Source organism: Halobellus inordinatus, assembly GCF_024498335.1.
Classification (GTDB): domain Archaea; phylum Halobacteriota; class Halobacteria; order Halobacteriales; family Haloferacaceae; genus Haloquadratum; species Haloquadratum inordinatus.
On record NZ_CP101825.1, the window covers coordinates 134,141 to 154,484 of the forward strand.

Here is a 20,344-nt window from a genome sequence, read left to right on the forward strand (position 1 = left end):
GTCCTCCGTGCGCGCCGATACACAGCAGTGGCGAGACCCCGATCGGGAGCTTCATCGACGACTATCGAACGATCCGATCCACGAACGAAAAACTGTCTCGATACAGCTGTCTCAGCGAGACGGCTCGTCGAGTCGGTAGCGGTACGGGCTCCCGTCGATGACGGTGACCGCCGCCCCACGCTCTGCGGCCCGTCCGAGCACGGTCGCGACGCGATAGGACGTCTCGAAACCGTCGACGCCTCGCGCGCGCAGGTGATCGAGAATCTCCCGGGCGGTCAGTGGTTCCTCCGCGGTGGCGAGTACGTCGCAGACCTCCTCGAACCCGGAGGGCCGGGTGATGCTCATACGCGAATGTAGAACGCGACAGGGCTTAGGCTTCAGTGCGACGTGCGTCAGACGCGGTGAAACGCAGCGATCGAGACCTTACTCAGGCGTAGACGTCGTCCGCGGAGAGATCCCGTTCGGCGCGGTACTCCTCGACGAACTCGCTCACGTCGAAATCCAGCATCTGCCGTTCGAACTCCGAGACGGCGGTCTCGTCGTCGGCGTGACTGACGGCGTGTTCCATCAGTTCGACCACGAGTTCGACGATGATCTCGTGGAGCCGTCGCGCCTCGAAGTCGGTCACCCAGACGATTCCGGCGCCAACGTCCCCGTCGTCGCTCACGTCGGCGGAGACGACGCGCTGGGGGAACTCCTCGAGGACGATGCCCATCAGGTGTGCCGTGCCGAACTCCGGCATCTCCTCGCTCGTCGTCTCGACAGCCTCCCGAAGAACGGAGACGAGAAACTCCGGCAGAAATCGCTCCGGCGGGTGGACGTCCATCACGACCGCGTGACGCTCTCCGCACGCGCACTCGAACTCGCGCATCCCCAGATCGAGCGTCCCGATCGACTTCGTCTCACCGCACGGCAGTTCGAGCGTCTCCCCGCCACCGCCCGGAACCTGCGGTTGTGCCATACGCTGCGTTGTCGACGGCGGGGGTTAAACGTCGCGTTCCGAAATCGGCCGTGACTCCGGAGCGACTCGCTCGCGTCCCGTCGACGCCGTCGAAAAAACGGAGTGGTATCCCCTCAGTTGCTCGCGGTCGCGTACAGGAGCGGCCCGATGACCAACAGTGCGAGGCCGAGGAACAGGTAGTGCAGTGGGACGAGCGACTGCGGCGTCAGCGCGAAGATCAGCCCGAACACGATCACGTTGAGCGCGAGCAGTTTTTGTGATTTCAGGGGGAGCACGCCAACCGTCGCGAGCACGAAGACGAGCAGTAACGCCTGCCCGACGTTGTAATTGAGCAGGAAACTGTCGACGAGCTGTAAGGGGAGCATCCTTGTCCGGAGTTTCGGCGCGAATCGAGTATTAAAGTTCCGTTCTTCGCGGGCCGCGACGCGGCAGCCCGTGCGGTTGCTCGGTCGTTCTCGGCTCGATTATTCGGGCTTCGGTCCCGTGATGTCCATCGGACGGATCCAGCCGTACCAGATCACGAACACCATCCCGCCGTATCCGAGGATGAACACGACGATACCGACGCCGTCGTAGCCGGCTTCCGCGAGCAGGCGGCGAGCGATTCCGGACCCCGCGACGCCGATCAGGAGGATGGCAGCCAACAGGAGTTTGCTACGGGTCAACTCGAAGAGCTGGGTGCGTTCGGTGCGTCCGCCGGCGTCGTCCTCGGTCATTACCGCCAGTTGGAGCCGAAGACCCCTCAATGACTCGGTCGGCCGCTCACGGGCTGGACTCGTCGGCGGTCTCGAACTCGATGCGAACGCCGCCGTCCGAACAGTCTGCGAGTGCGACCTGCCAGCCGTGCGCCGTCGCGACGTCGTAGACGATCGCGAGCCGGAGGTCGCGACGGTCCGTCTCGTTCACCGGGCGGTAGCCGAAGGGATCGACGCCGACGTCGCGTTCGAGACCCGGACCGTCGTCGGCGACGTAGAATCCGTCCTCGTCGAGCGCGCCGATTCGGATCTCGACTGACGACCCGCCGCGGGCGACGGCGTCGTCGAACAGGCTCTCTAACGCCGTGCGGAGCCGGCGCTCGTTCGCGCGGACGGTCGTGCGGTCCTCGATCGTGAGCGTCGCCGCTGCTGGACAGACGGTGTCGAAGACGCCTTTCGCGAGGTAGCCGAGATCGACCGCGTCGACGTTCCCCGAGAGCGGTTCGCCGCGAACGAGATCGAGGAGGCTCTCGGTGAGGCGGTCCATTCGGTCGACGGCACCGCGTGCGGCTTCGAGATGCCGCTCGTCGCCCTCGGTGCCGACGACGAGGTCGAGGTGTCCCGACGCGATCCCGACCGGGTTCCGGAACTCGTGGGCGACGAGCCCGGCGAACCGGTCCAGCCGCTCGTTTTTCCGCGCCAGCGCCGACTCCCGCTCGTCGAGCGCGGCCGCGTGATCGAGACGGTCGAGCGTCGTTGCGAACGCCTGGCCGATCAGCCCGGCGAGCGCGGCGTCTTCGCCGTCGACGCTCGTCGCATCGGGCCGCTCCGGCCGACCAGAACGCCGAAAGCACAGCACTCGGGTGTCGTCGACGGGCACGACGAACCCGGTCGTCTCACCATCGTCGACGACGACCTCGTCGGTGGCGAGTGCCTCGCGTGCAGCGGCGGAAATAGCGTCAGCCGGAGCGACACGCCCGCCGTCCGATCCGACTGCGGCGCCGTCGCCATCTTCAGCTCCCACGTCGGTACCGGCGGCGCGCTCGACGGCGACCGACTCCCGCTCGGAGTCGACGGCGCACAGTCGAACGTCGGCGACGCCGAACAGTTCCGCTGTGGCCGCGGCAGTTCGCTCGAAGAGGTCCGCCTTCGACTCTGCAGCGGCGATGTCACACACAGCACCCCGGCACCGTCGCAACGTCGCTGCCGGCTCCCGCTCGGAGTCTGTAGCCATACACTCTCTCGGAGCGTTCCCCGAATGAGTGCTGCTAAGAACACTCAATAGTGGTCTGTGCCGACAATAGCGGTCTGGTACTCACGCAGCGGTGCCGAGCGCGGGACCGACGCAACCCGCTGGCGGTGCGCAAGACCGTGAATGCGGCTCGAAGAAGCGCCTACAGACCGCCGTTTACTCGTCGGCACCGCTGGCGACGCGGGAATCCGATCCCTCGTCGGAGTCGACGCCGACGCGCACGCCGTCGCTGGTGTGACCCTCTCGGATCGCAGCGCGAAGCCCGACGGTTGCGATACGTCCCGCGCAGTCGGCCGTTCGACGGATGCGCTCTACCGCGTTCGTCGTCCGATAGTCCGCGTCGGCGGAATCGAACAGTCGTCGGTCGATCGACTCGGTCGTCGCGCGGACGTCGTTCCGCGCCTCGAAGACAGACCAGACGGCGTCGGGGTCGGGAGCGAACGTCGCGTCGACCGCGGTCTCGACCGCGTCGCGAGCCTGCGTCGCGACCGCGTCGACCTCGGCTGCGAGGTCGGCGTCGATCGGCTCGTCTACGTCGGCTGCGGAGCTCGCGATCCGGTCGGCGTGCGTCGCGACCTGTGCGAGTTCGGCGGCCATCTCGTAGAACTGGAACAGTTCCGGACGGCTCTCGCCGAGGCTGTCGACCTCGTCCAGCCGCGAGAGACTCCGCACGAAGTAGCGCTCGACCATCCCGTGCAGTCGGTCCCCGCGATTGTCGCTGTCGGCGACGGTCGACGCCGGGCCGTCACCGAGCAGCGCGGCCGTCGCCTCCCGGTGTCGCGACAGCGCGACGAACTGGAGATGCCGAACCGACTGCCGAACCGACACCTCCTCGGAGTTGAGGACGTTCCGGATCTCGACGTGTGACTCCGACTCGTCGGCGACGGTCACGCCGGCCATCGCTCGCGTGACCGATCGCAGGGCGGTCCGCTGTTCGCACGTGAACTCGCCGTCGGCTTCGATGTGGATTTCGAGCGCGCCGGTTGCGTAGGCCGCTCGAAGGATCCTGGCGAGTTGCGTCGCCGTCTCATCTGAGATCGTCAGATCGATGCGTGCCGCCTCGCGCTCGTCGGCCGTCTGGACGACCAGCAAGCCGTCGATGTGCGTATGAAGGTCGACGACCGCGCCCGCGGAGAGGCCCTGTTCTTCGGCCCACTCGCGCGGCAGCGACACCGTGTACGTCCCGTTGCTGACTCGTTGTATCTTCCGTGTCTCCATCGTAAACTTCGGTCTCTCGGGTCGGTCGCAGTCTCTACTCTGCGGTCAGTCGTCCGGACGGTGCCAGCAGTGTCACGGCGCGTCGAGCGGGAGTCGGGCGGCCGACAGCGGCACGCGGGAGGGCGAAGCCGTGTTATCCGAACTTGCCGCTGATGTAGTCGTCGACACGCTGACTCTGGGGGTCCTCGAACACCTGGTCGGTGTCGCCGTACTCGGCGAGTTCGCCGCCAGTCAGGAAGACAGCGGTCTGATCCGAGATGCGGGCGGCTTGCTGCATATTGTGCGTCACGATGACGACCGTGTAGTCCTCCGCGAGGTCGTGGATGAGCTCCTCGATCTTCGCGGTCGCGATCGGGTCGAGCGCGGAGGCGGGTTCGTCCATCAGCAACACCTCGGGGTCAGTGGCGAGCGCGCGAGCGATACAGAGTCGCTGCTGTTGCCCACCCGAGAGCCCGAGGGCGTTGTCGTCGAGGCGGTCGGAGACTTCGTCCCACAGCGCGGCCTGCCTGAGCGAGCGCTCGACCAGCCGTTCTTCGGCGTCCTCGTCGCTTCGCCCGAAGACCTTCGCGAGGAGGCTGGTGTCGATGTCGCCGTGCTTTCGCGGGCCGTAGGAGATGTTGGCACGAATCGACTTCGGGAACGGGTTCGGCGACTGAAACACCATCCCGACGCGCTTTCGGAGCTCGACCAGATCGACGCCGTCTTGGTAGATCTCCTTGCCGTCGAACGCGACCGAGCCGTCGACGCGTGCGGAGTTGATCCGGTCGTTCATCCGGTTGAGACACCGGAGGAACGTGGACTTTCCGCAGCCCGACGGCCCGATGAGCGCCGTGACGCTCTGTTCGGGGATGTCCATCGAGACGCTCTTGAGCGCGTGGTCGTCGCCGTAGTAGACGTCGAGGTCCTCGACGGCGAGTTTCGTGCGGCCGTCGAACTCGTACTCCGTCCACTCCGAGCGCAGCTTCTCTTCTGATTCGCCGCTCGTGGTCTGCAGCGGCTGGGTCGTATCCTTTCGTGGGTTCTGTTTGGTCTCACTCATAGTCGAGTTTCCTCCGGAAGTAGTATCGCGTCACGATGCCGACCGCGTAGAACGACAACACGACCAGCAGTAGGATGAGCGCCGTCGCCCAGCGGAACTGGTCGGGGTTGCCGACGTTTCCGGACGCGCCGACACCGGCCGTGATGAGCGCGTAGAGCTGATACGGGAGCGCAGACGTCGCCTGCAGCAGTTCGGGATTCGAGACGAACGGCGGGGCAGCCGTGAACTGGAAGCCGCCGATCACGTCGGCGGTCTGGCTCCCCGGGACGAACACCCCGCCGGCCATCGTCAGGAGAATCGGGGCCGTCTCGCCGGCGATCCGGCCGACGCCGAGGATCGTCCCCGTGACGACACCGGGCAGGGCGGCCGGGAGCACGACGCTGCGGATGGTCTGCCACTTGGTGACGCCGAGTGCCGCGCTCGCGTCCCGGTACTCGTCGGGGACCGAAAGCATCGCTTCGCGGCTCGTGATCACCACCAGCGGGAGCAGCATAAAGCCGAGCGTCAGCATCCCCGCGAGCAGCGACTTCCCGTTGCCGAACCGGGGGATGAGGAACGCGAACCCGAACAGACCGAAGACGATGCTCGGGGTGCTCCACAGTCCGTTGGTCGCTACCTCGACGACCTGCGTGAAGCGACCGCGCTCGGCGTACTCGGTGAGGAAGATCGCCGCGCCGACGCCGAGCGGGACCGCGAACAGCACCGCGCCGACGACGAGCCAGAACGTCCCCACGATCGCCGGGAGGACGCCGTTGAGGTCGTTGAGGAGGCCGACGCCGTTCATCGCGAACGGCAAGTAGACCGGCCAAGAGAAGGTGACGCTCGCGCCGAACAGCGCGACCGTCGACTCCGGACCGACGCCGGGACCGAAGGTGAGGCCGCGGAAGAGGCCCGGAACGCCCTTGAAGACGGTGAACGCGACGAGCGCGAAGAGCACGCCGACGATCGCGGCCGCGTTCAGATAGACGAGGAGATACGCGCCGACGCGGCGGCCGCGGGCGCCGAAGCCGCCGTAGGCCTTCGCGGCGGCCCAGCCGGTCAGGAGCGCACAGAAGACCGTCACGACGGGCACCATAAATTCGGCCGTCAGCGACGCCTTCTGTACCCAGCCGAGGTCCCAGACCGACGTCGGCGCGATGTAGCCACTGAGAAAGACGAGGCCCACGAGCGCGGTCACGACGCCAGCGGGGAGCGTCGAGCCGACGTCCTCACGCGGGAGGACGGTCGCCGCGAATCCGGCTGCCCCCGTCAGAATCGCCCCGAGAAGCCAGCCGGCGAGGCCGAGGCCGAGCACCTGGGAGGCGACGAGCCCGCCGACGACGAACCAGATCAGCGTGAAGGCGACGGCGGCGACGATGCCGGCGTCCGGCCGCGGGTTCGTCTCGACGGCACCGAACCGGGAGCCGACGCCGAACACGACGACGGCGACACCCTGGACGAGCAGGAGGCCGCCGAGAAGCGGGAGCGTCGGAACGCCGGCGAGCGTACCCGTGAGTCCGACCACCTCGAACATCGCGGCGAGACCGAGCCCGAAGAGCACCGAGGCGACACCCACCGCGAGCGCCGCGACCGCGTCAGCACCCGAGGTGTCCTCTCGGACCAGTCGGGTTCGCGTCGCACCCGCCATCAGACGTCACCTCCGAACTTCTTGCGCATCCGCCACTCGACGTACTGCGACCCGACCGAGATGACGAGGACGGTGACAAACAGGATGACGCCGGCGACGAACAGCGCGTCCATCTGGAGGCCGTCTGCCTCGCCGTAGTTCCGGGCGATGAGCGACGTCAGCGTCTCCTGTCCGTAGAACACGTTGTACAGCGGGTCCGTGAGTTTGGGGACGCCGCGGAGCATCACCGTCGCGGCCATCGTCTCGCCGATGGCCCGGCCGACACCGAGGAGGACCGCCGCGGAGACACCGGAGAAGGCGGCCGGCAGCGTGATCGAAGTCATCGTCTGCCAGTCGGTCGTGCCGACCGCCAGCGATCCGCTCTTCATCGACTCCGGCACGCTGTTGAGCGCGTCCTCGGCGACGGAGACGACCGTCGGCAGCGCCATCAGGCCGACGACGACGCCGACGAACAGGTACGTCCCCTGACCGAGGATGTCGAACTGATCGGACGCCCACGGACTCAGGACGGTGAATCCGATGAAGCCGTAGACGATCGACGGAATCCCGGCGAGGATCTCGACACCGGGCTTGACTAATTCACGGACGGTTCGCGGTGCGATTTCGGAGAGGAACAGCGCGGCAGCGACGCCGAGCGGCGCGGCGACGGCGGTCGCGACGAGCGTGACCATAACCGTCCCGTGGATCATCGGGACCATCGAGTAGCGTATCGGCGAGGAGACCGCGTCCCACTCCGGCTGGATGAACATCCGGAGCCCGGGGATCTCGATCCCGAACACCGTCGCGCTCTCGTAGAAGACGACTGGAACCGCCTCGACGAAGATGAACGCGGTGATGAGGATCAATATCAGGATCGTGGACACCGTCATCGTCAGCGTGAGAAGCCGTGCCGTCAGGCCCTGGTGTCGGAGCCAACCGTAGCTGGCCGTGACGAGGAAGACGGCGACGGGAGCGACCGTGTACGAGGAGACCAAGAGGAAGCCGGCGAACGCGGCCACGAGTGCGGCCGACATCACGCCGACGACGGCGAGCGCCTCCCGGTCGGTCTCCTCGACGAAGTTGCGGAAGCGTCTGACGAGGTGGCCGAGCGCCTCCACGCCGGTCTCTTCGCTAGTTGCCTGTGCCATCGTTGCTGAACGTGTGCATCGTATGAGTGGATAAATGGACGAACTGGTTGTACGGCGAGGCGAGTTGCGACAGCCGGCGTTACACCTGCTCAGGGAGCTTCGCCTTCTCGGCCTCGATGTCGGCGGTCGGCAGCGGGATGTAGTTGTTCGCTTCGACGAACACCTGCTGGCCGAAGTCCGTCAGGAACATATTCATAAACGCGGCCTCGCGCATATCCGTGCCGCTGGGGGTGTCCTCCGTGATCTTCGTGTACTGGTGGAGGTCACGGTTGAGCGGGTACGCGGAGTCGAAGATCGTGTTCTCGGCGTCCTTGTCGGGCTCGTACAGCGTGCCCTCGAACTCGATACCGATGGGGAGGACGGTGTCGCTCGTGAACGCCAGCGCCATATACGCGATGGCGCCCTCGTTCTGCGAGACGGCCTGGGCGACCTGCTGGTTCTGACCGAACCGGGTGTCGACGCCCGGCATCGGGGCGTCGGCGGAACCCAGCATATTGAGCCGGAACGCGGTGTCCGTCCCGGAGCCTTCCGCACGGCCGATCACGTAGATCTCCTGATCCGGACCGCCGACTTCGCTCCAGTTGGTGATCTCGTCCTGGTAGATCTTGCGGACCTGATCACCGGTGAGCTGTGTGACACCGTTGTTGTAGACGTCGCTACTGACGACGACCGGCTGGCCGTCGCGGCCGAGGACGTGGTCGACGACTTCCTCTTCGGCTTTGCTCTCGCTCCAGCCGAGTTCGGCCGTGATCGGACCCGAGGAGTTGCCGATGTCGACGAGGCCGTCGACGACCGACTGACACCCGGTACCCGAGTGGCTCAGGCCGATGCTGGTCGGGAACGGCGGCGTCGCCTGTTGACCGCCCGGCTCGAAGCCGTAGAGGCTCGCGAAGTAGTCGGCGATGCGCATATCCGGCTCGCCGAGCGCCTCCCACCCGGGAACAGTGTTGCCCTCTTCGGGGTTCGAGCCCCAGTATTCACCGTCATCCGGCGGTGCGTTGGCGTTCCAGTAGGAACTCCCTTTGTTTGCGATCGGGTAGACCGTCGAGGAGCCCTCGGCGGTAAGCATCGAGGGGCCGCTGCTGCCACTCTCGGAGGACGCCGTGTCCTGGCTCGACTGTTCGGTCGGCGTGCTCTCGTCCGCAGCAGCCTCGGTCTCCGCGTCCCCACCGGAGTCCGACTGCCCCGAGCAGCCCGCGAGCCCGGCGGTGCCGACGGCGCCAGACGCAATTAGGAACTTCCGACGTGATACTCGGTCCGCGAGACGGTCTGATTCACGCGTCATCAACTGGATCGAATCCGTATCGGACAAAAGCGGTTTATAATAGGGGTCTATGCGTCTCCACGCCCGTACCGAGGGATGGGTTCCGAGCGTAGCAGTATAGCCCGCACACACCCGTCTATAGCACTATATACACCACTGTATGGACGAACGACAGGACGTAAACCGTCTCGCTGGCAACGCGTCGATAATGACCCGGAAGCGAACGGACGGCGACGACGGGGGCGACGGCGTCGTAGGACTGTCGACGGACGCGGCGGCGGAGGCGATCGTCGCCGCAGGCCCCGAACGCGACCCCGAGACGGTACGGTCGGTGCTCGACCACGTCACCGAGGGCGACCGGGTGACGCGCGATGGGATCGAAGAGACCGTCTCGGACACCTCGAAGATGCTCGCGACGGCAGAGACGCGCGCCGAACTCGGAGAGATGGCGCTCGACGACGCGCGGGACACCGCCGAGGGCGTCGCAGATCTCGATCTCGTCCGGGGGCGCTTGGACCGCTACGAGACGACGCTCGATGAAGTCACCACGCGTGTTCGCGAACTGGGATCCGAGCTTCAGCGCGTCTCGAACCCCGAGGACGACCCCGACGACCTCTACGAGTCGGTTATGGGACTCCGACGCGTCGCGTCGGGGGCACAGGACGTCCAGCAGCGGGCCGACGAGCTGCAGCTCGACATCGAAGACTTCGAGACGTGGCTCACGACGCCCGAGCGGAGACAGAGCGCCCTCGAAGAGGACGTCGACGCCGTCGCGGAGGCGCTCGACGTCATCGCGCCGGGAGACGATCCTGACGCCGAGACGTGGGTCGACGCGGTCTTGCGCGCCGAACTGACGGGACTGCTCGTCGCCGACGTGCGCGCCGAACTCGACGACCACCGGCAACTGAACGCGTGGGACGACGCCGACGGCGAGTGGGTCGACGCGATCGAACGCCGACTCGACGAGATCGACGCACGCGCCCAGGAACTCGGCGACGACCTCGCCGCCACCGCACGGCCCGCGTGGCGTGACCAGTACGGCGACCGGATCGACGCCTTCCGGGCCACGCTCGAATCGGTCGACCCGCCCGTCCCGTGGGGGGAGGTCCAGGCAGAACTGGAGCGGGCGCGCTCGCTCGACGAGGCGTACCCGCAGTCAGCGTAGACGGGACGAGACGGGCCGGCAGGTGTCGGGCCGTCTTCGGTGGACCGCTCCTCATATTCGGTGGATCATCCATCGTCTTCGACCGCCACGGCGACCTCGTTCCGGCGCATAAACGGCGGTGTCCACGGGTCGTTGTACCGGAGAAGCGAGGGGTCGCCGACGGGGTCGATGCCAGCCCGATCGAGCGCCGCGAGGAGCGCTCGCTCCTGCCGTGCGACCCGCCATCGGGGCGCGTACCAGGAGAACTGTTTCACGGCGACAGTTCGCTCGGGTTCGGTGGTGAGTGTCACTGTCGACGCCGTCGGTTCCGGCGCAGTGTCGGGACCGTACTCCGCCGGCAGGTAGAAGGCCATCCGCACCGCGTCGCCGTCGCCGGTCGATTCGGTCCGCACCGGGGCCGTCATCGAGACGGACGCCCCCTGCGTCTCGACGGGTGCAGTCATCGAGATCGACGTCTCGCCTTCGTTAGCGCCCGAAATGTATCTGAACAGTCGGCGAAACGCTGTGATCTGATCGGACGCCGTCGTTTCGGCGAGCACCAACTGCGGATACCGCCGTACTTCGACGCCGTCGAGCGTTCGCACGCGTTCGAACGGGACTGACTCGGCCGACCGGGTCGCGTACAGTCCCCACGCGATCCAGCCGGCGAGGACTGCCCCGCCGCCGACGAGCGCGGCTCTGGTGAGTCTTCCCATACGTACTGTTCGCTCGGCAGACAGATTAATTCCGCCCCCAAACCGATGCGCAGACGACTCTGACCAGTCGGCTTCGGATGCTCGTGTAAAAAACTTTCCTGACGAACGTTTATATGTGATGTGCCCCAGGCTGCACTATGGCCGGCGTAGAGCCGACGACGTCCGAACGTGTTGTCGAAGCAGTTGCGGAGGCATCTGAGTGCGACGTGTTGGAACTCCCCCCGCTGTACGAGTCGATCGATCCGGACGCACTCGAGGCACTCGTCGATGCGATGGCGAACGGCAACATTTCGTTCACCTACGCGAATCACCGAGTCACCGTCGATAGCGACGGGACAGTCAGCGTCGACGCCGACGTCACAGAGCGCATCGAGAAACTCCCAGCCGACGACGACTAAGCGTCTCGGGAATCCGGTCGGGGGCGCTCCCGACTCCGGCGACTGCGACGAACAGCGTCGCCGTCGGTGACCGATCTGCTTCGGGCTCAGTTGCACACGCTACTGTAGGCCGTCGTCGACGCTGACGCCACTGACGAGAGAGCCACAGAGAACGCGCTTTGGATACACGAGTCGCTCTCGAGTGTGAGTATCGCACGAAGTTAGATGGCTGGGGAGTTGGGGCCCCAACCACGGCCGGTCGGAGACCGACCGTGTGGAAGGTGGGCCAACACGGATACCAGATCGCCCGACTGCGAAGGGATGCGGCCACGGGAATGCGGTCCGTCATCACAGATCCTCCGCGATGAAATCCTCACGCCGAAACATCTGCTCGCGCTTCGACGCCTGATCATAATGTCGGTCAAGCGTATCCTCGGTAGCATCAGCCCGATCACTGAGAACCGGCTTCGGAGTCCCAGCATCGAGGTGCGCTGTCAGCGACCCCGTCCGAATCATATGAGGAGATCGGGACGACGGACAAGTGCTCGCCTTATCGTGCCGCGTCGCTTCACAAGTATCCGGCTCGCGGTCGTGCGGGCACTCCAGACCGTACATACACGGCCGCGTGACCCGATACATATCCTGCTTGATCGTACCGAGCGACACCCGACCGTACTTCGTCGTTAGCAGCGGCGCTCGGTCGTGATCATCACGGACATCCTTCCGAGGACCGTCGATATAATCACGAAGCGTCTGCGCCAGAGACTCGCTCTTGACAACGCAGTCCCGTTCAGACCACTTCCCGTTTTTCAGCGGAGTTCCAGTCTCCGGACGGTGTCGGAACTCCAGTACGGGACTATCGCCACTATCATCGAAATTGCTGAGGTCGAAGGAACGGATACCACCACGGCGTGCCGAAAGACGCCAGATCAGTAGCAGCTCGACGTGAGGACGAGACGCGTACTGATACTGTTCGAGGTATTCGAGAGCTTTCTGTGCCCGACCAGTTTCAAGTCGTTTTTCGTTTACGTCCTCACCCTTCCGGACAGTCGGGAGAAGGACCTTCTCAGCAACGTCAGGGTCAACTGCGTTGACCGACGCAAGCACTCGGAGGAATTGACGGACAGTCGAAATCTGTCCCTGAAGAGAGACCTTCTTGAGTCCATCTTCTTCGCGCCGATAGACTCTGTAATTGTGAACTGTGAGGCCGTCGACCTCAGACATATTCGAAACACCTCGATCTTCGAGCCAGTCGACGAACGCCTCGATCCGGTAGCGGTGAGTCTTGAGAGTCGCCTCACTGAGGTCGTCCCACCGCTGTTGCAGGTAGATGTCCTTGGCAACGTCGGGAGCGACCTCACGGAGATCATCACTCACCAGTACCCACCTCGGTTGAACTGGCGAGAGAGCCGATGCTGTTTTCAAAATGCGCCGTTTCGTCCTTCGTGCGGGCATAGCCCGCGTAGCTGGCTTCACTCATCACAAGGAACGAAGCCACCTTCTGGGACCGTGCTGGAACACGGTCCCGCTCCTCAACGACCGACTAGAGTCATCAGTGTCCTACTCGATGGCTCCGCACTGATACTATCTATACTGACTGTTGTTATAGTTTCGGGTGATGTGTATAGATACGATACTCAGGTTATATTGTTCTCCCGTTGCGATAGATTGTATGCGAAAATCGGGCAAATGGATGGTCCTGCTCGATGAACGCATCCTCGAACTCCTCGAAGAGGACGAGGGTGGGTTTATGCGACCATCTGAGATTGCCAATGATAGCAGGATTCCATATAGCCGTGCTTATGTGGGGCAGCGATGTCAGAAGTTAGCCGATCACGGTCTCATTCAGGAGGTCTCCACTGCTGTCTATCGAATCACCGACGAAGGGAGAGCATATCTTGAAGGCACATACGACGCATCCGAGACGAATGATGTTACTGTAGACACATCTGATGCGAACTCCGAGCAAGGGAGTGATCAAGCAGGACAATGACTGTCCGACGCCAGGGGCGCTGGATGTACCCCACAGACGAGCGTATCCTCGAACACCTGGCCGACACATCGTGGGCGACTCCAAAAACGATCGCACGGGAGACACACTTAGAGAGAATCGAGATTGACGAGAAGTATGTCCAGCAACGGTGTAAGCAACTAGCAGATCGCGAGCTGATTGCTCCAGTCTATGATGATATGTACGAGATTACATCGTGGGGATTAGCATATCTACGCGGCGATTTAGACGCTGGAACTCTGCCGCGGTGGTCGATGAAATATTAACATCGCGCGACCCCCCACAAGGAGGGGGTCACGCTATATCGTTAGGGAAATTGGGTGGGTCGTGAGAAATTGCTGAAAACAGGTCTTAAATGTGTGTATATTGCTAATACTGTGGCTCTCCTTCGAGGTTTGAATCCACAACAGGAAAGTCAAAATCGAATTCTCGTGTGATTGATTTAACTAGATCCTTATACCATTCTTTAGAACCCGGTGCTAACCGGACTTCTTCAATTAAGTCAGAAACACTCACAGGCCTGTATTCACCAGATTCATCAAATTCTTTGTCTAGATCAAAGTGAGCAATTCTCACCTCTTGATCGGTCTTGAAACTCTTTCTTTTATAGAAAAAGGGATGGACAAACGTGTCTGGCATTTCTTCGCGGTCATAGTCAATATACTTGACTTTTCCAATAATGGGGCTACGAATTGCATCGGGGTTTTCTGGAGGCATTTCGTATGGTGCCAAACCGTCAATAGATTCAACAACCTTATTTAAGTTAGACTTCATTACTATTCCCGTATCTGTATATACATTCCACATTGCTGCAGTTTCGTTAGGTTTCTGATGCCAGCAATTAATCACAATATGACGAGCATATCTTTTATTTATCTCTTCGGATACCTGATTATATATACCTAATTTACCACCCAGTCTTTCATTAAGTGCATCAAGAAACAATTCTACCATTTCTTCAACCTCATCCTCTGAGGTAGAAAGATTGTCTTGGACCACTTCCCTAATAATAGATTCAGCCTCAAGATTCGATACCTGGTTTTTCCTATTCTCGATGTTCTTCTTCGGCAAAGAGCCCTCAAACGAATCTGAAAATTCTAGGGGCCTTGAAAAGTGAAGAGCCTCTTTTTCTAAAATAGAAACGTACTGGGTAAAGTCAATATATCGCCATAAAGGCGATGTTCCTCCTGGTTTTGGAAGATTGAGGGAATCCGGATATTTTCGGCTACCATACATTCTACTTATTTCATCAGATATCCTCTTGGTGAGTTCTTCAGGTAAATCATCAAGATCAGAATTTGTCATTACATAAGTCGAATATGGCTAATAATACTAATATCCTCTCACAGTAAGGCACTGTTCTGTAATAAGTACTCTATAGTGTGGCTGAATCCCTCCTCTCGACGGTACGGCCACGTTCCGGGCGTGCGGCGCTGCGCGCCGTTCCGGGCTACCGCTGGGTCCGTTGCGTCTCGCTCCGGTCACAGGAGGACCGCTACCGCAGCCACGTGGGACCGCCCCGACGGTGGACTCCGTCCCTAGTCGTCGGGGCCACGATCGCGAAGTTCTGCTAAGAGTTCCGACCAGGAGAGGTCGAGGTCGAACAGGTTCGAGCGGAGGTTCCAGCTCCACGGGGCAGGCTCGTCGGGGTCGTACTCTACCGCCGTCGCCTCGAGTGATTCGACCGAACCACCGAACAACTGCTCTGTTGGGCGGTCCGAGTCCGCGGGCCAGCGACGGTAGAACTCGATAGTCTTCGGCTCAGTCTTGTAGAATGCCAGCGAGGTGAGGCGCTTCATCTCCGGATCAACGTCTTTCCCCGTATGGCCGATCACGATCACCAGCTCGACGCCGAGCTTACTCATCCGCTTGAGTAGGGGAGACCACTGGGTGGCAACATCGTGAGAGTTCGTCCGCGCGTCGAAGTGGGTCGAGCCCTCGTCGATCACGACCGCTTTCGGCCGGTCGCGGTGTTCGAGCAGGGACAGCGCGAGATCGTGGCAGGTGGTTACCCGTTCGTCGACGATACTCGCGCGGGCGTTGCTCAGGATCAGGAGGTCATCCCAGAGCGTCCGACCGAGTTCGACTAAGAGCCACGCACTGTTCGTCTTCCCCGTGTTCGGATCACCAGCCGCGAGGACAGTAGTCAGCGCGCCGTCGCGATCGAGTTCGTCGAGGATTCGAGCCGGGAGAGTAAGCGCGCTCGCGTCGAGATCCTGCTCAGTAATCCCGACAAGGTACGACATGGCCTCACCGTCGCCCTGTTTGACCGCTCGCGTGGCGCTTTCCGAACGGAGGTGCGCGTCGACGACCTGACCGAGCCGTGTCTCCTCGAATGCTCCGAGTTCGTCGCTGATCGGCTCATCGTGGAGGAACGAGAGAACATCGTGATCCTCCTGGTCAAGCGGGAGGCCAGCGTGCGAGAGCAGATCGGCCTCGTTGTCCATTCGACCGCGGGCCTGTTCGTAGAGCTTTGCTGCGGTCAGGAGGTGTTCGTTGACGTTAGTCATCGGTTGCAGCCTCCGTTTGGTTCGAGGCAGCTGCTTGGGCCGCGGCATCGAGATCAGAACCATCGAACTCGTCAAGCGGGTCGTCATCGTCGCGATCGCGGATATGCCGGTCGAGGTCAAACTGTTCTATCGCGTCGTCGATGGCCTGATTGATCGACTCGCCGCGATCGGGAAGCGTCGACTTCTCGAAGGTCTGGACCACAGAGAGGACAGCCTGCCTCGTGGCAGACCGGACGATCGAGAAGACTTGCGTCTCGATGGCGAACCCGCGCTGGGCATCTTCTTCGAGGACATTCCGGAGTTCGTGGACCTTCGAGAGTGCGATCATCAGCTCGCGGTCGTTGAGCGTGCCGGGCCAGACACCTTCGACCGTGTTTGCTTCGAGATCGACATTCTTCCCGAACGCGAGCGAGGGACTGGACCAGTAGAGCTGTCCGTCGACGACTTCGACCTCTTTCCAGCGGGGACGAGGCCAGCGGTAGATCCCGGCACCGTCGAGGTCGAGGAGATCGACGTCGACGAGCCAGACCCAACCGGGACCGTCGATGAGGTCGAGCGTCTTCGCTGCTGTCCACCGACCGACCGTGAAGGTCGAGACGATGAAGGCGATTGTCCCGATCCGAACCGTACGCGGGACTGAGGTTCCGGTGGCGATCAGGACAGCAAAGACGACCAAGGCAGCAGCGCCGAGCAGGTACTTCCCACGAACGACGAGCCAGACGAGCGCGCGGAACCAACGGGGGTCGTCGGGCTGATCGGTATGGCCGGTGCGTGTCTCCTCGGCCGTCGCTTCTTCCGGTTGGTCGGGATCTGATTGTTCTGGCATCAGGCAACACGCTCCCCGTCCTTGTTGACCGCAGAGCGTTCAACGACAAGCCGGTACAAGACCATCAGCGCGACACCGGACGCAGAAGCGAGCGCAGCATCCCGAACATCAGCCGCGGTCCAGGGGCCAGAGATCAGCGCGCTACCTTCGGTGGTTTGGACGAAGTGGACGACGCCGTTCTCTTGCGAGAGATCAGTCGAGATCCAGACCCGAGTGTTCGGCGATGCCTCGATTTGGACCTCCGTTGTTTCGTCCGGTTGCAGGTAGCGTTTGGTGAACGTGGCCGAGCCAGTCGACGAGTCGGTATCCTCGATCACCAGGAGGGAGATCGGAGCGTACCGATCCGCCTCGAAGGTCAGGGTCAGGGTGCCGGTATTTCGGTTGTACCGTTTGTCGACGAGATCAGTATGCTGATCGACCGCCAAGAGCGAAGTCGAGTTCGTCGACGAGCTGCTGGGCGTCGCGGTCGTCGTCGAGGTCGGGGTCGCAGTCAATTCATCGGACTGTGCCGCTGCTGGTGGCGCGACAAGTAGCCCGAGGACTAAGCACGCGATGAGTGCGAGTTTGTGGTTCATAGCGGGTAGGGGTGAAAAGGATTAGTTCGCTACCAGAGCGAGCCGAGCGAGTCGAGACCGAGGCCGGTCCAGCGCCAGTCGGGGAGGCCGAGGAGATCGAGGCCGATCCCGATCACGTCGACGCCCGCAAGCTGTAGGCCGAGGACCAGTAGCGCGATCCCGGCGATCGAGCGCACTGGTAGGAGTCGAATCAAGAGCCAGTACATCGCTTAGTTCTGCCTCCCTCCGAACAGGAGCGCAGCGCCAGCGAGAGCAACGATGGCGATCATCATCTGGTCGTTCAGACCAGAGCCACCAGCGCCGCCGCCGTCAGGCTCGCGCGCCTCGATCTCCTCGCGGAGATCAATAAGCTGACTTTGCATCTCGTTGAGTTCAGACGTGTTCGCAGTTTTGTATACGTAGTTCGTCGTGTTCACCTGGGTCGTGTTCGAGCCGTCCTTGGCGCGCATCTGGTCGATCGTGAAGGTTTCACCCTCAGCGAAGTCGACTTTCTGGCCGTCAGTCGTCGCAAGGAAGACCGGGCCAGTGATATTCGACGTGTTGTAGGTGGTGCCAGTCTCCCAAGCACCACCAGGCGCATTCCGAGCGAGGACGATTCCCGTATAGGTGTTACCCTGGTAGGTCACGTCCATCGTGCCGGAACTGCTCATATTGGGCGTGTCGAAGCCCATCATCGACAGGGCTGCCGTCGAGTCGTACAGCGACGAGTTACCATCGGCCTGGGTCGCGTACTCGAACATCGCAGTGTTGGCCGAGATCACGTCGGAAGCATTTGCCTCACCAGACGAGAAGTCGGCGTAGGTCGCGTTAACGAAGTTCTCCGCCTCCGTCTGAAGCTCGGAGTTCTTCGTTTGGATGCGGTCGAGCGAACTGGCGAACTTCTTCGTATGGATGACGTAGAGCTTGTCGTAGTCCGACGTGGGCTCTTGGACACCGATAGCGCGAACAGCCGTCTCCGTCGCACTATCAATGCTGTGACCGCTGGTCATCTGGTCTTCGCCAGTCGTAATCAGAAGCTCGAAGGTATTGCTCGTCCCGTCGCCAGCGTTGACGGCCTCGATCTGAATAGACTGGTACTCTACCTGGGACCCGTTGCGGAGTGTGTAGGTGCGAGTTGAGAGATTGTAGGACTCAACATGGTGCTCGTCATCCTCAGCATCGAAAGCACCGCCCGCCTTGCTGGTAATGTGGTCAGCGTAGCCAGCAAACTCCTTATTGATACCGTCCTCGCTTGCAGCGGTATCATACAGGTACTTCATATTCGTCCGCTGGGTGCGCCACTTCTCCACGATGTTCTTCTCTTTGACAGAATAGTAGTCCGAGATCGCCTGTTTGGCCTCAGCGATGGCCACGGACTCTGAAGAACCGTTCTGGTACGCCTCAGCGACAGCGACCTGCATCTTCATCCAGGCCACGCTCTGGGAGTCGTTCAGGTAGTTGCCGTAAACGGCGTTGAAGACCTCGTTATTGCCTTTCTCGGCCGCCGCAGCGTTGTAGATGTCAGTCTTCGTTTGGTTGGCGTCAGAATCCTTCATATCCTTGATGGCAGTGTTCGTCGGGGCGCATTCAGCGGTTCCAGTTCCAGTTAGACCGAGGGAAACCGCATTCTTAACGAAGGAGATGATGCCAGTACACTCGCTATCAGTGAGTGTTTGCGCGGAGGCAGCGCCGGTCGAGGCCGCCATTCCCGAAGTGACGAGCAGGAAGGCCATCAGGACCGAGGCGAACTTGCTACGCATCGGGATCACCTCCGAGTTCCTTGATCGCTTCGCGGTCGAGGCCATCGGGCAGCTCGTCGCGATCGTCGTCATGGGGATAGACGAGGTTCGCGGCGAGGAGGCCGACCGCAAGCGGAGCGACAGAGATCAGCGGAAAGGTGCCGTCGTACACTGATAGGTCTGTGATGACCGTGGCGAGGGTCGAGAAGCCAGCGCCGAGGACGACCGAGGTGGCCGCGACAGCGCGGCTCATAGTAGACCCTCCGTGAGGAGCTTCGAGAGCAGGGCGAACGCGGTCACGCCCGCTCCGAGCAGTGCGACTTTCCGTTCGTGGTTACGAAAAACGTTGGACATTGGGAAGGCCTCTCAGCGGACAGCGACGAACCAGCCGAATAGCGTCACAGCAAAGGCAAGCTGTGCACCGAGCGGACTGGTACCGCCGAGATCGTTGATGAGTGACTGTATCTCGGTGACGTACTGATACCCGAGAGTGACCACGGGAACAGCGCCGAGAGCGACCTGTTCCCAGGTTTCGTAGTTCTCGAAGCGCTTGGTCTCTGAGGACATAAACGCCGCCGCGTAGACGGCGATACCTGCGAGCGCCGCGTGTTCGGTCGTCAGCGAGTAGTTCGAGAACCACGTGAGGGTAATCTCGGTGATGCCACCGAACTGGTACAGCGAGGTCGCGACGAAGACGACCGAGAAGATGGCCGGGAGTGTCCGGAGGTTCGCGTACTCCGAGAGCGCGCCGGTCATCGACGAGTAGGATGAACTGGAAGCCATCGGTCTACTCCTTGAGCTGGCGGACTTCCCAGAGGTTGAATTCGACCTCTTCGTCTGACCCGTTAGGCGTGAACGTGCGCGTCTTCTCGGTTTTCTTGAACCCGAGGACGAGGCCCTCAGCAGAACCGTACTCGTCTGCGAGGGTGTCCAGTCGACGGTCGATCTGACCGTTCGAGAACATCACGACAACGTCGCCGAGGCCGCGTGCGATTTCGAGAACGTCGTTGTCGTACTCTTGGGTCTCCTGGCGCTTGCGGAGTTCGCCCACAACGGATTCGCCTGCGTCGAGTTCGATCCATTCTGCGTCGCCGTCACCGGACTGATCCGGTGCGTCGACGGTTTCCATCTCGTCGAAGCTTGGGGTTTCAGTTGACATACCCATCTAGGCAGATGAGAGGAACTATGCTAGCGCCGTCTATTCCTGGGTGAAATTGAAGATCAGTATATAATATAATTTATATAATGTCATCGAGTTAGATATTCCCGGGTAGGTATGTAATT

Annotated in this window: 25 protein-coding genes; 4 read left to right on the plus strand and 21 right to left on the minus strand. The window is 62.0% G+C overall.

Translation table 11 applies throughout. The annotated features are described in order from the left end of the window. Positions 1-111: 111 nt before the first annotated feature. The 10 genes from NO362_RS00545 to NO362_RS00590 all read right to left on the minus strand — a co-directional run bounded on the left by NO362_RS00545 (position 112) and on the right by NO362_RS00590 (position 9,204). Positions 112-345, minus strand: coding sequence for a helix-turn-helix domain-containing protein (locus NO362_RS00545; protein ID WP_256545734.1), 234 nt, complete (start codon positions 343-345; stop codon positions 112-114). A gap of 82 nt (positions 346-427) precedes the next feature. Continuing rightward, positions 428-961, minus strand: coding sequence for a DUF5815 family protein (locus tag NO362_RS00550; protein WP_256289110.1), 534 nt, complete (start codon positions 959-961; stop codon positions 428-430). A 113-nt stretch (positions 962-1,074) separates the two neighbouring features. Next, positions 1,075-1,326 carry a DUF8006 family protein gene (locus NO362_RS00555; RefSeq protein WP_121569861.1) on the minus strand — a complete coding sequence of 84 codons (252 nt, stop codon included), beginning with the start codon at positions 1,324-1,326 and terminating at the stop codon, positions 1,075-1,077. Between the two features lie 99 nt (positions 1,327-1,425). Further along, positions 1,426-1,677 (minus strand): DUF7996 family protein, encoded by a 252-nt coding sequence (locus tag NO362_RS00560; protein ID WP_121569862.1) that lies wholly within the window; start codon positions 1,675-1,677, stop codon positions 1,426-1,428. A 46-nt stretch (positions 1,678-1,723) separates the two neighbouring features. Next, the gene (locus NO362_RS00565) at positions 1,724-2,890 is read right to left on the minus strand and encodes a sensor histidine kinase (protein ID WP_256545735.1); all 1,167 of its coding nucleotides are present in this window, start codon (positions 2,888-2,890) and stop codon (positions 1,724-1,726) included. Positions 2,891-3,064: 174 nt separating this feature from the next. Continuing rightward, the gene (locus NO362_RS00570) at positions 3,065-4,126 is read right to left on the minus strand and encodes an AbrB/MazE/SpoVT family DNA-binding domain-containing protein (RefSeq protein WP_256545736.1); all 1,062 of its coding nucleotides are present in this window, start codon (positions 4,124-4,126) and stop codon (positions 3,065-3,067) included. A 133-nt stretch (positions 4,127-4,259) separates the two neighbouring features. Further along, positions 4,260-5,165: a phosphate ABC transporter ATP-binding protein PstB gene (gene pstB / locus NO362_RS00575; RefSeq protein WP_256545737.1), complete on the minus strand. Its 906-nt coding sequence runs from the start codon at positions 5,163-5,165 to the stop codon at positions 4,260-4,262. Beyond that, positions 5,158-6,792 (minus strand): phosphate ABC transporter permease PstA, encoded by a 1,635-nt coding sequence (pstA, locus tag NO362_RS00580; protein WP_256545738.1) that lies wholly within the window; start codon positions 6,790-6,792, stop codon positions 5,158-5,160. The genes pstB and pstA overlap by 8 nt, the downstream gene beginning before the upstream one ends. Further along, positions 6,792-7,919, minus strand: coding sequence for a phosphate ABC transporter permease subunit PstC (gene pstC / locus NO362_RS00585; protein ID WP_256545739.1), 1,128 nt, complete (start codon positions 7,917-7,919; stop codon positions 6,792-6,794). Before pstC ends, pstA begins: the two co-directional genes overlap by 1 nt. A 79-nt stretch (positions 7,920-7,998) precedes the next feature. Then, on the minus strand, positions 7,999-9,204 hold the full coding sequence (locus tag NO362_RS00590; RefSeq protein WP_256545740.1) for a substrate-binding domain-containing protein: 1,206 nt from the start codon (positions 9,202-9,204) through the stop codon (positions 7,999-8,001). A 139-nt stretch (positions 9,205-9,343) separates the two neighbouring features. Here NO362_RS00590 and NO362_RS00595 point away from each other — a divergent pair, with 139 nt between their 5' ends. Then, the gene (locus NO362_RS00595; protein WP_256545741.1) at positions 9,344-10,348 is read left to right on the plus strand and encodes a halo transducer protein; all 1,005 of its coding nucleotides are present in this window, start codon (positions 9,344-9,346) and stop codon (positions 10,346-10,348) included. A gap of 65 nt (positions 10,349-10,413) precedes the next feature. Here the strand turns inward: NO362_RS00595 and NO362_RS00600 are convergent, their stop codons facing one another. Continuing rightward, on the minus strand, positions 10,414-11,043 hold the full coding sequence (locus tag NO362_RS00600) for an SOUL family heme-binding protein (protein WP_256545742.1): 630 nt from the start codon (positions 11,041-11,043) through the stop codon (positions 10,414-10,416). Between the two features lie 137 nt (positions 11,044-11,180). Here NO362_RS00600 and ddfA point away from each other — a divergent pair, with 137 nt between their 5' ends. Beyond that, positions 11,181-11,441, plus strand: a complete 261-nt coding sequence (gene ddfA, locus NO362_RS00605) for a DdfA family disk-determining factor (RefSeq protein ID WP_256545743.1) — start codon at positions 11,181-11,183, stop codon at positions 11,439-11,441. A gap of 327 nt (positions 11,442-11,768) precedes the next feature. On the opposite strand, the gene NO362_RS00610 is transcribed toward ddfA, so the two are convergent. Then, a complete protein-coding gene (locus tag NO362_RS00610; protein ID WP_256545744.1) occupies positions 11,769-12,797 on the minus strand; it encodes a site-specific integrase in 1,029 nt (342 codons plus the stop codon). A 295-nt stretch (positions 12,798-13,092) separates the two neighbouring features. On the opposite strand from NO362_RS00610, the gene NO362_RS00615 reads away from it, so the two are divergent. Both NO362_RS00615 and NO362_RS14680 read left to right on the plus strand, forming a co-directional pair. Next, the gene (locus NO362_RS00615) at positions 13,093-13,413 is read left to right on the plus strand and encodes a winged helix-turn-helix domain-containing protein (RefSeq protein ID WP_256545745.1); all 321 of its coding nucleotides are present in this window, start codon (positions 13,093-13,095) and stop codon (positions 13,411-13,413) included. Further along, positions 13,410-13,697 (plus strand): winged helix-turn-helix domain-containing protein, encoded by a 288-nt coding sequence (locus NO362_RS14680; protein WP_500683714.1) that lies wholly within the window; start codon positions 13,410-13,412, stop codon positions 13,695-13,697. The genes NO362_RS00615 and NO362_RS14680 overlap by 4 nt, the downstream gene beginning before the upstream one ends. A 103-nt stretch (positions 13,698-13,800) precedes the next feature. Here the strand turns inward: NO362_RS14680 and NO362_RS00620 are convergent, their stop codons facing one another. From NO362_RS00620 to NO362_RS00660, 9 genes are all read right to left on the minus strand, one after another. Next, complete coding sequence (locus tag NO362_RS00620; RefSeq protein ID WP_256545746.1) at positions 13,801-14,736, minus strand: hypothetical protein; 936 nt, start codon at positions 14,734-14,736, stop codon at positions 13,801-13,803. A gap of 233 nt (positions 14,737-14,969) precedes the next feature. After that, on the minus strand, positions 14,970-15,941 hold the full coding sequence (locus NO362_RS00625) for a hypothetical protein (protein ID WP_256545747.1): 972 nt from the start codon (positions 15,939-15,941) through the stop codon (positions 14,970-14,972). Beyond that, on the minus strand, positions 15,934-16,767 hold the full coding sequence (locus tag NO362_RS00630; protein WP_256545748.1) for a DUF8125 domain-containing protein: 834 nt from the start codon (positions 16,765-16,767) through the stop codon (positions 15,934-15,936). The genes NO362_RS00625 and NO362_RS00630 overlap by 8 nt, the downstream gene beginning before the upstream one ends. After that, entirely contained in the window at positions 16,767-17,342 is a 576-nt protein-coding gene (locus NO362_RS00635) for a DUF8063 family protein (RefSeq protein ID WP_500683715.1), read from the minus strand. Before NO362_RS00635 ends, NO362_RS00630 begins: the two co-directional genes overlap by 1 nt. Positions 17,343-17,371: 29 nt before the next feature. Beyond that, the gene (locus tag NO362_RS00640) at positions 17,372-17,548 is read right to left on the minus strand and encodes a hypothetical protein (RefSeq protein WP_256545750.1); all 177 of its coding nucleotides are present in this window, start codon (positions 17,546-17,548) and stop codon (positions 17,372-17,374) included. A gap of 3 nt (positions 17,549-17,551) precedes the next feature. After that, entirely contained in the window at positions 17,552-19,081 is a 1,530-nt protein-coding gene (locus NO362_RS00645; protein ID WP_256545751.1) for an Env/VP5 family phage fusion protein, read from the minus strand. Continuing rightward, entirely contained in the window at positions 19,074-19,313 is a 240-nt protein-coding gene (locus NO362_RS00650; RefSeq protein WP_256545752.1) for a hypothetical protein, read from the minus strand. Before NO362_RS00650 ends, NO362_RS00645 begins: the two co-directional genes overlap by 8 nt. Before the next feature lie 113 nt (positions 19,314-19,426). After that, the gene (locus NO362_RS00655; RefSeq protein WP_256288339.1) at positions 19,427-19,843 is read right to left on the minus strand and encodes a DUF8023 family protein; all 417 of its coding nucleotides are present in this window, start codon (positions 19,841-19,843) and stop codon (positions 19,427-19,429) included. Positions 19,844-19,847: 4 nt separating this feature from the next. Further along, positions 19,848-20,219: a hypothetical protein gene (locus NO362_RS00660; protein WP_256288340.1), complete on the minus strand. Its 372-nt coding sequence runs from the start codon at positions 20,217-20,219 to the stop codon at positions 19,848-19,850. Between the last annotated feature and the right edge of the window lie 125 nt (positions 20,220-20,344).

Excerpts from the sequence above, each read along its gene's own strand:
- pstA (WP_256545738.1), bottom strand. The coding sequence starts at position 6,792 with ATGGCGGGTGCGACGCGAACCCGACTGGTCCGAGAGGACACCTCGGGT.
- NO362_RS00660 (WP_256288340.1), bottom strand. The coding sequence starts at position 20,219 with ATGTCAACTGAAACCCCAAGCTTCGACGAGATGGAAACCGTCGACGCA.
- NO362_RS00600 (WP_256545742.1), bottom strand. The coding sequence starts at position 11,043 with ATGGGAAGACTCACCAGAGCCGCGCTCGTCGGCGGCGGGGCAGTCCTC.
- NO362_RS00565 (WP_256545735.1), bottom strand. The coding sequence starts at position 2,890 with ATGGCTACAGACTCCGAGCGGGAGCCGGCAGCGACGTTGCGACGGTGC.
- NO362_RS00620 (WP_256545746.1), bottom strand. The coding sequence starts at position 14,736 with ATGACAAATTCTGATCTTGATGATTTACCTGAAGAACTCACCAAGAGG.
- NO362_RS14680 (WP_500683714.1), top strand. The coding sequence starts at position 13,410 with ATGACTGTCCGACGCCAGGGGCGCTGGATGTACCCCACAGACGAGCGT.
- NO362_RS00570 (WP_256545736.1), bottom strand. The coding sequence starts at position 4,126 with ATGGAGACACGGAAGATACAACGAGTCAGCAACGGGACGTACACGGTG.
- ddfA (WP_256545743.1), top strand. The coding sequence starts at position 11,181 with ATGGCCGGCGTAGAGCCGACGACGTCCGAACGTGTTGTCGAAGCAGTT.
- NO362_RS00555 (WP_121569861.1), bottom strand. The coding sequence starts at position 1,326 with ATGCTCCCCTTACAGCTCGTCGACAGTTTCCTGCTCAATTACAACGTC.
- NO362_RS00640 (WP_256545750.1), bottom strand. The coding sequence starts at position 17,548 with ATGTACTGGCTCTTGATTCGACTCCTACCAGTGCGCTCGATCGCCGGG.
- NO362_RS00625 (WP_256545747.1), bottom strand. The coding sequence starts at position 15,941 with ATGACTAACGTCAACGAACACCTCCTGACCGCAGCAAAGCTCTACGAA.
- NO362_RS00645 (WP_256545751.1), bottom strand. The coding sequence starts at position 19,081 with ATGCGTAGCAAGTTCGCCTCGGTCCTGATGGCCTTCCTGCTCGTCACT.
- NO362_RS00550 (WP_256289110.1), bottom strand. The coding sequence starts at position 961 with ATGGCACAACCGCAGGTTCCGGGCGGTGGCGGGGAGACGCTCGAACTG.
- NO362_RS00650 (WP_256545752.1), bottom strand. The coding sequence starts at position 19,313 with ATGAGCCGCGCTGTCGCGGCCACCTCGGTCGTCCTCGGCGCTGGCTTC.
- pstC (WP_256545739.1), bottom strand. The coding sequence starts at position 7,919 with ATGGCACAGGCAACTAGCGAAGAGACCGGCGTGGAGGCGCTCGGCCAC.
- pstB (WP_256545737.1), bottom strand. The coding sequence starts at position 5,165 with ATGAGTGAGACCAAACAGAACCCACGAAAGGATACGACCCAGCCGCTG.
- NO362_RS00590 (WP_256545740.1), bottom strand. The coding sequence starts at position 9,204 with ATGACGCGTGAATCAGACCGTCTCGCGGACCGAGTATCACGTCGGAAG.
- NO362_RS00630 (WP_256545748.1), bottom strand. The coding sequence starts at position 16,767 with ATGCCAGAACAATCAGATCCCGACCAACCGGAAGAAGCGACGGCCGAG.
- NO362_RS00655 (WP_256288339.1), bottom strand. The coding sequence starts at position 19,843 with ATGGCTTCCAGTTCATCCTACTCGTCGATGACCGGCGCGCTCTCGGAG.
- NO362_RS00635 (WP_500683715.1), bottom strand. The coding sequence starts at position 17,342 with ATGAACCACAAACTCGCACTCATCGCGTGCTTAGTCCTCGGGCTACTT.
- NO362_RS00560 (WP_121569862.1), bottom strand. The coding sequence starts at position 1,677 with ATGACCGAGGACGACGCCGGCGGACGCACCGAACGCACCCAGCTCTTC.
- NO362_RS00545 (WP_256545734.1), bottom strand. The coding sequence starts at position 345 with ATGAGCATCACCCGGCCCTCCGGGTTCGAGGAGGTCTGCGACGTACTC.
- NO362_RS00615 (WP_256545745.1), top strand. The coding sequence starts at position 13,093 with ATGCGAAAATCGGGCAAATGGATGGTCCTGCTCGATGAACGCATCCTC.
- NO362_RS00595 (WP_256545741.1), top strand. The coding sequence starts at position 9,344 with ATGGACGAACGACAGGACGTAAACCGTCTCGCTGGCAACGCGTCGATA.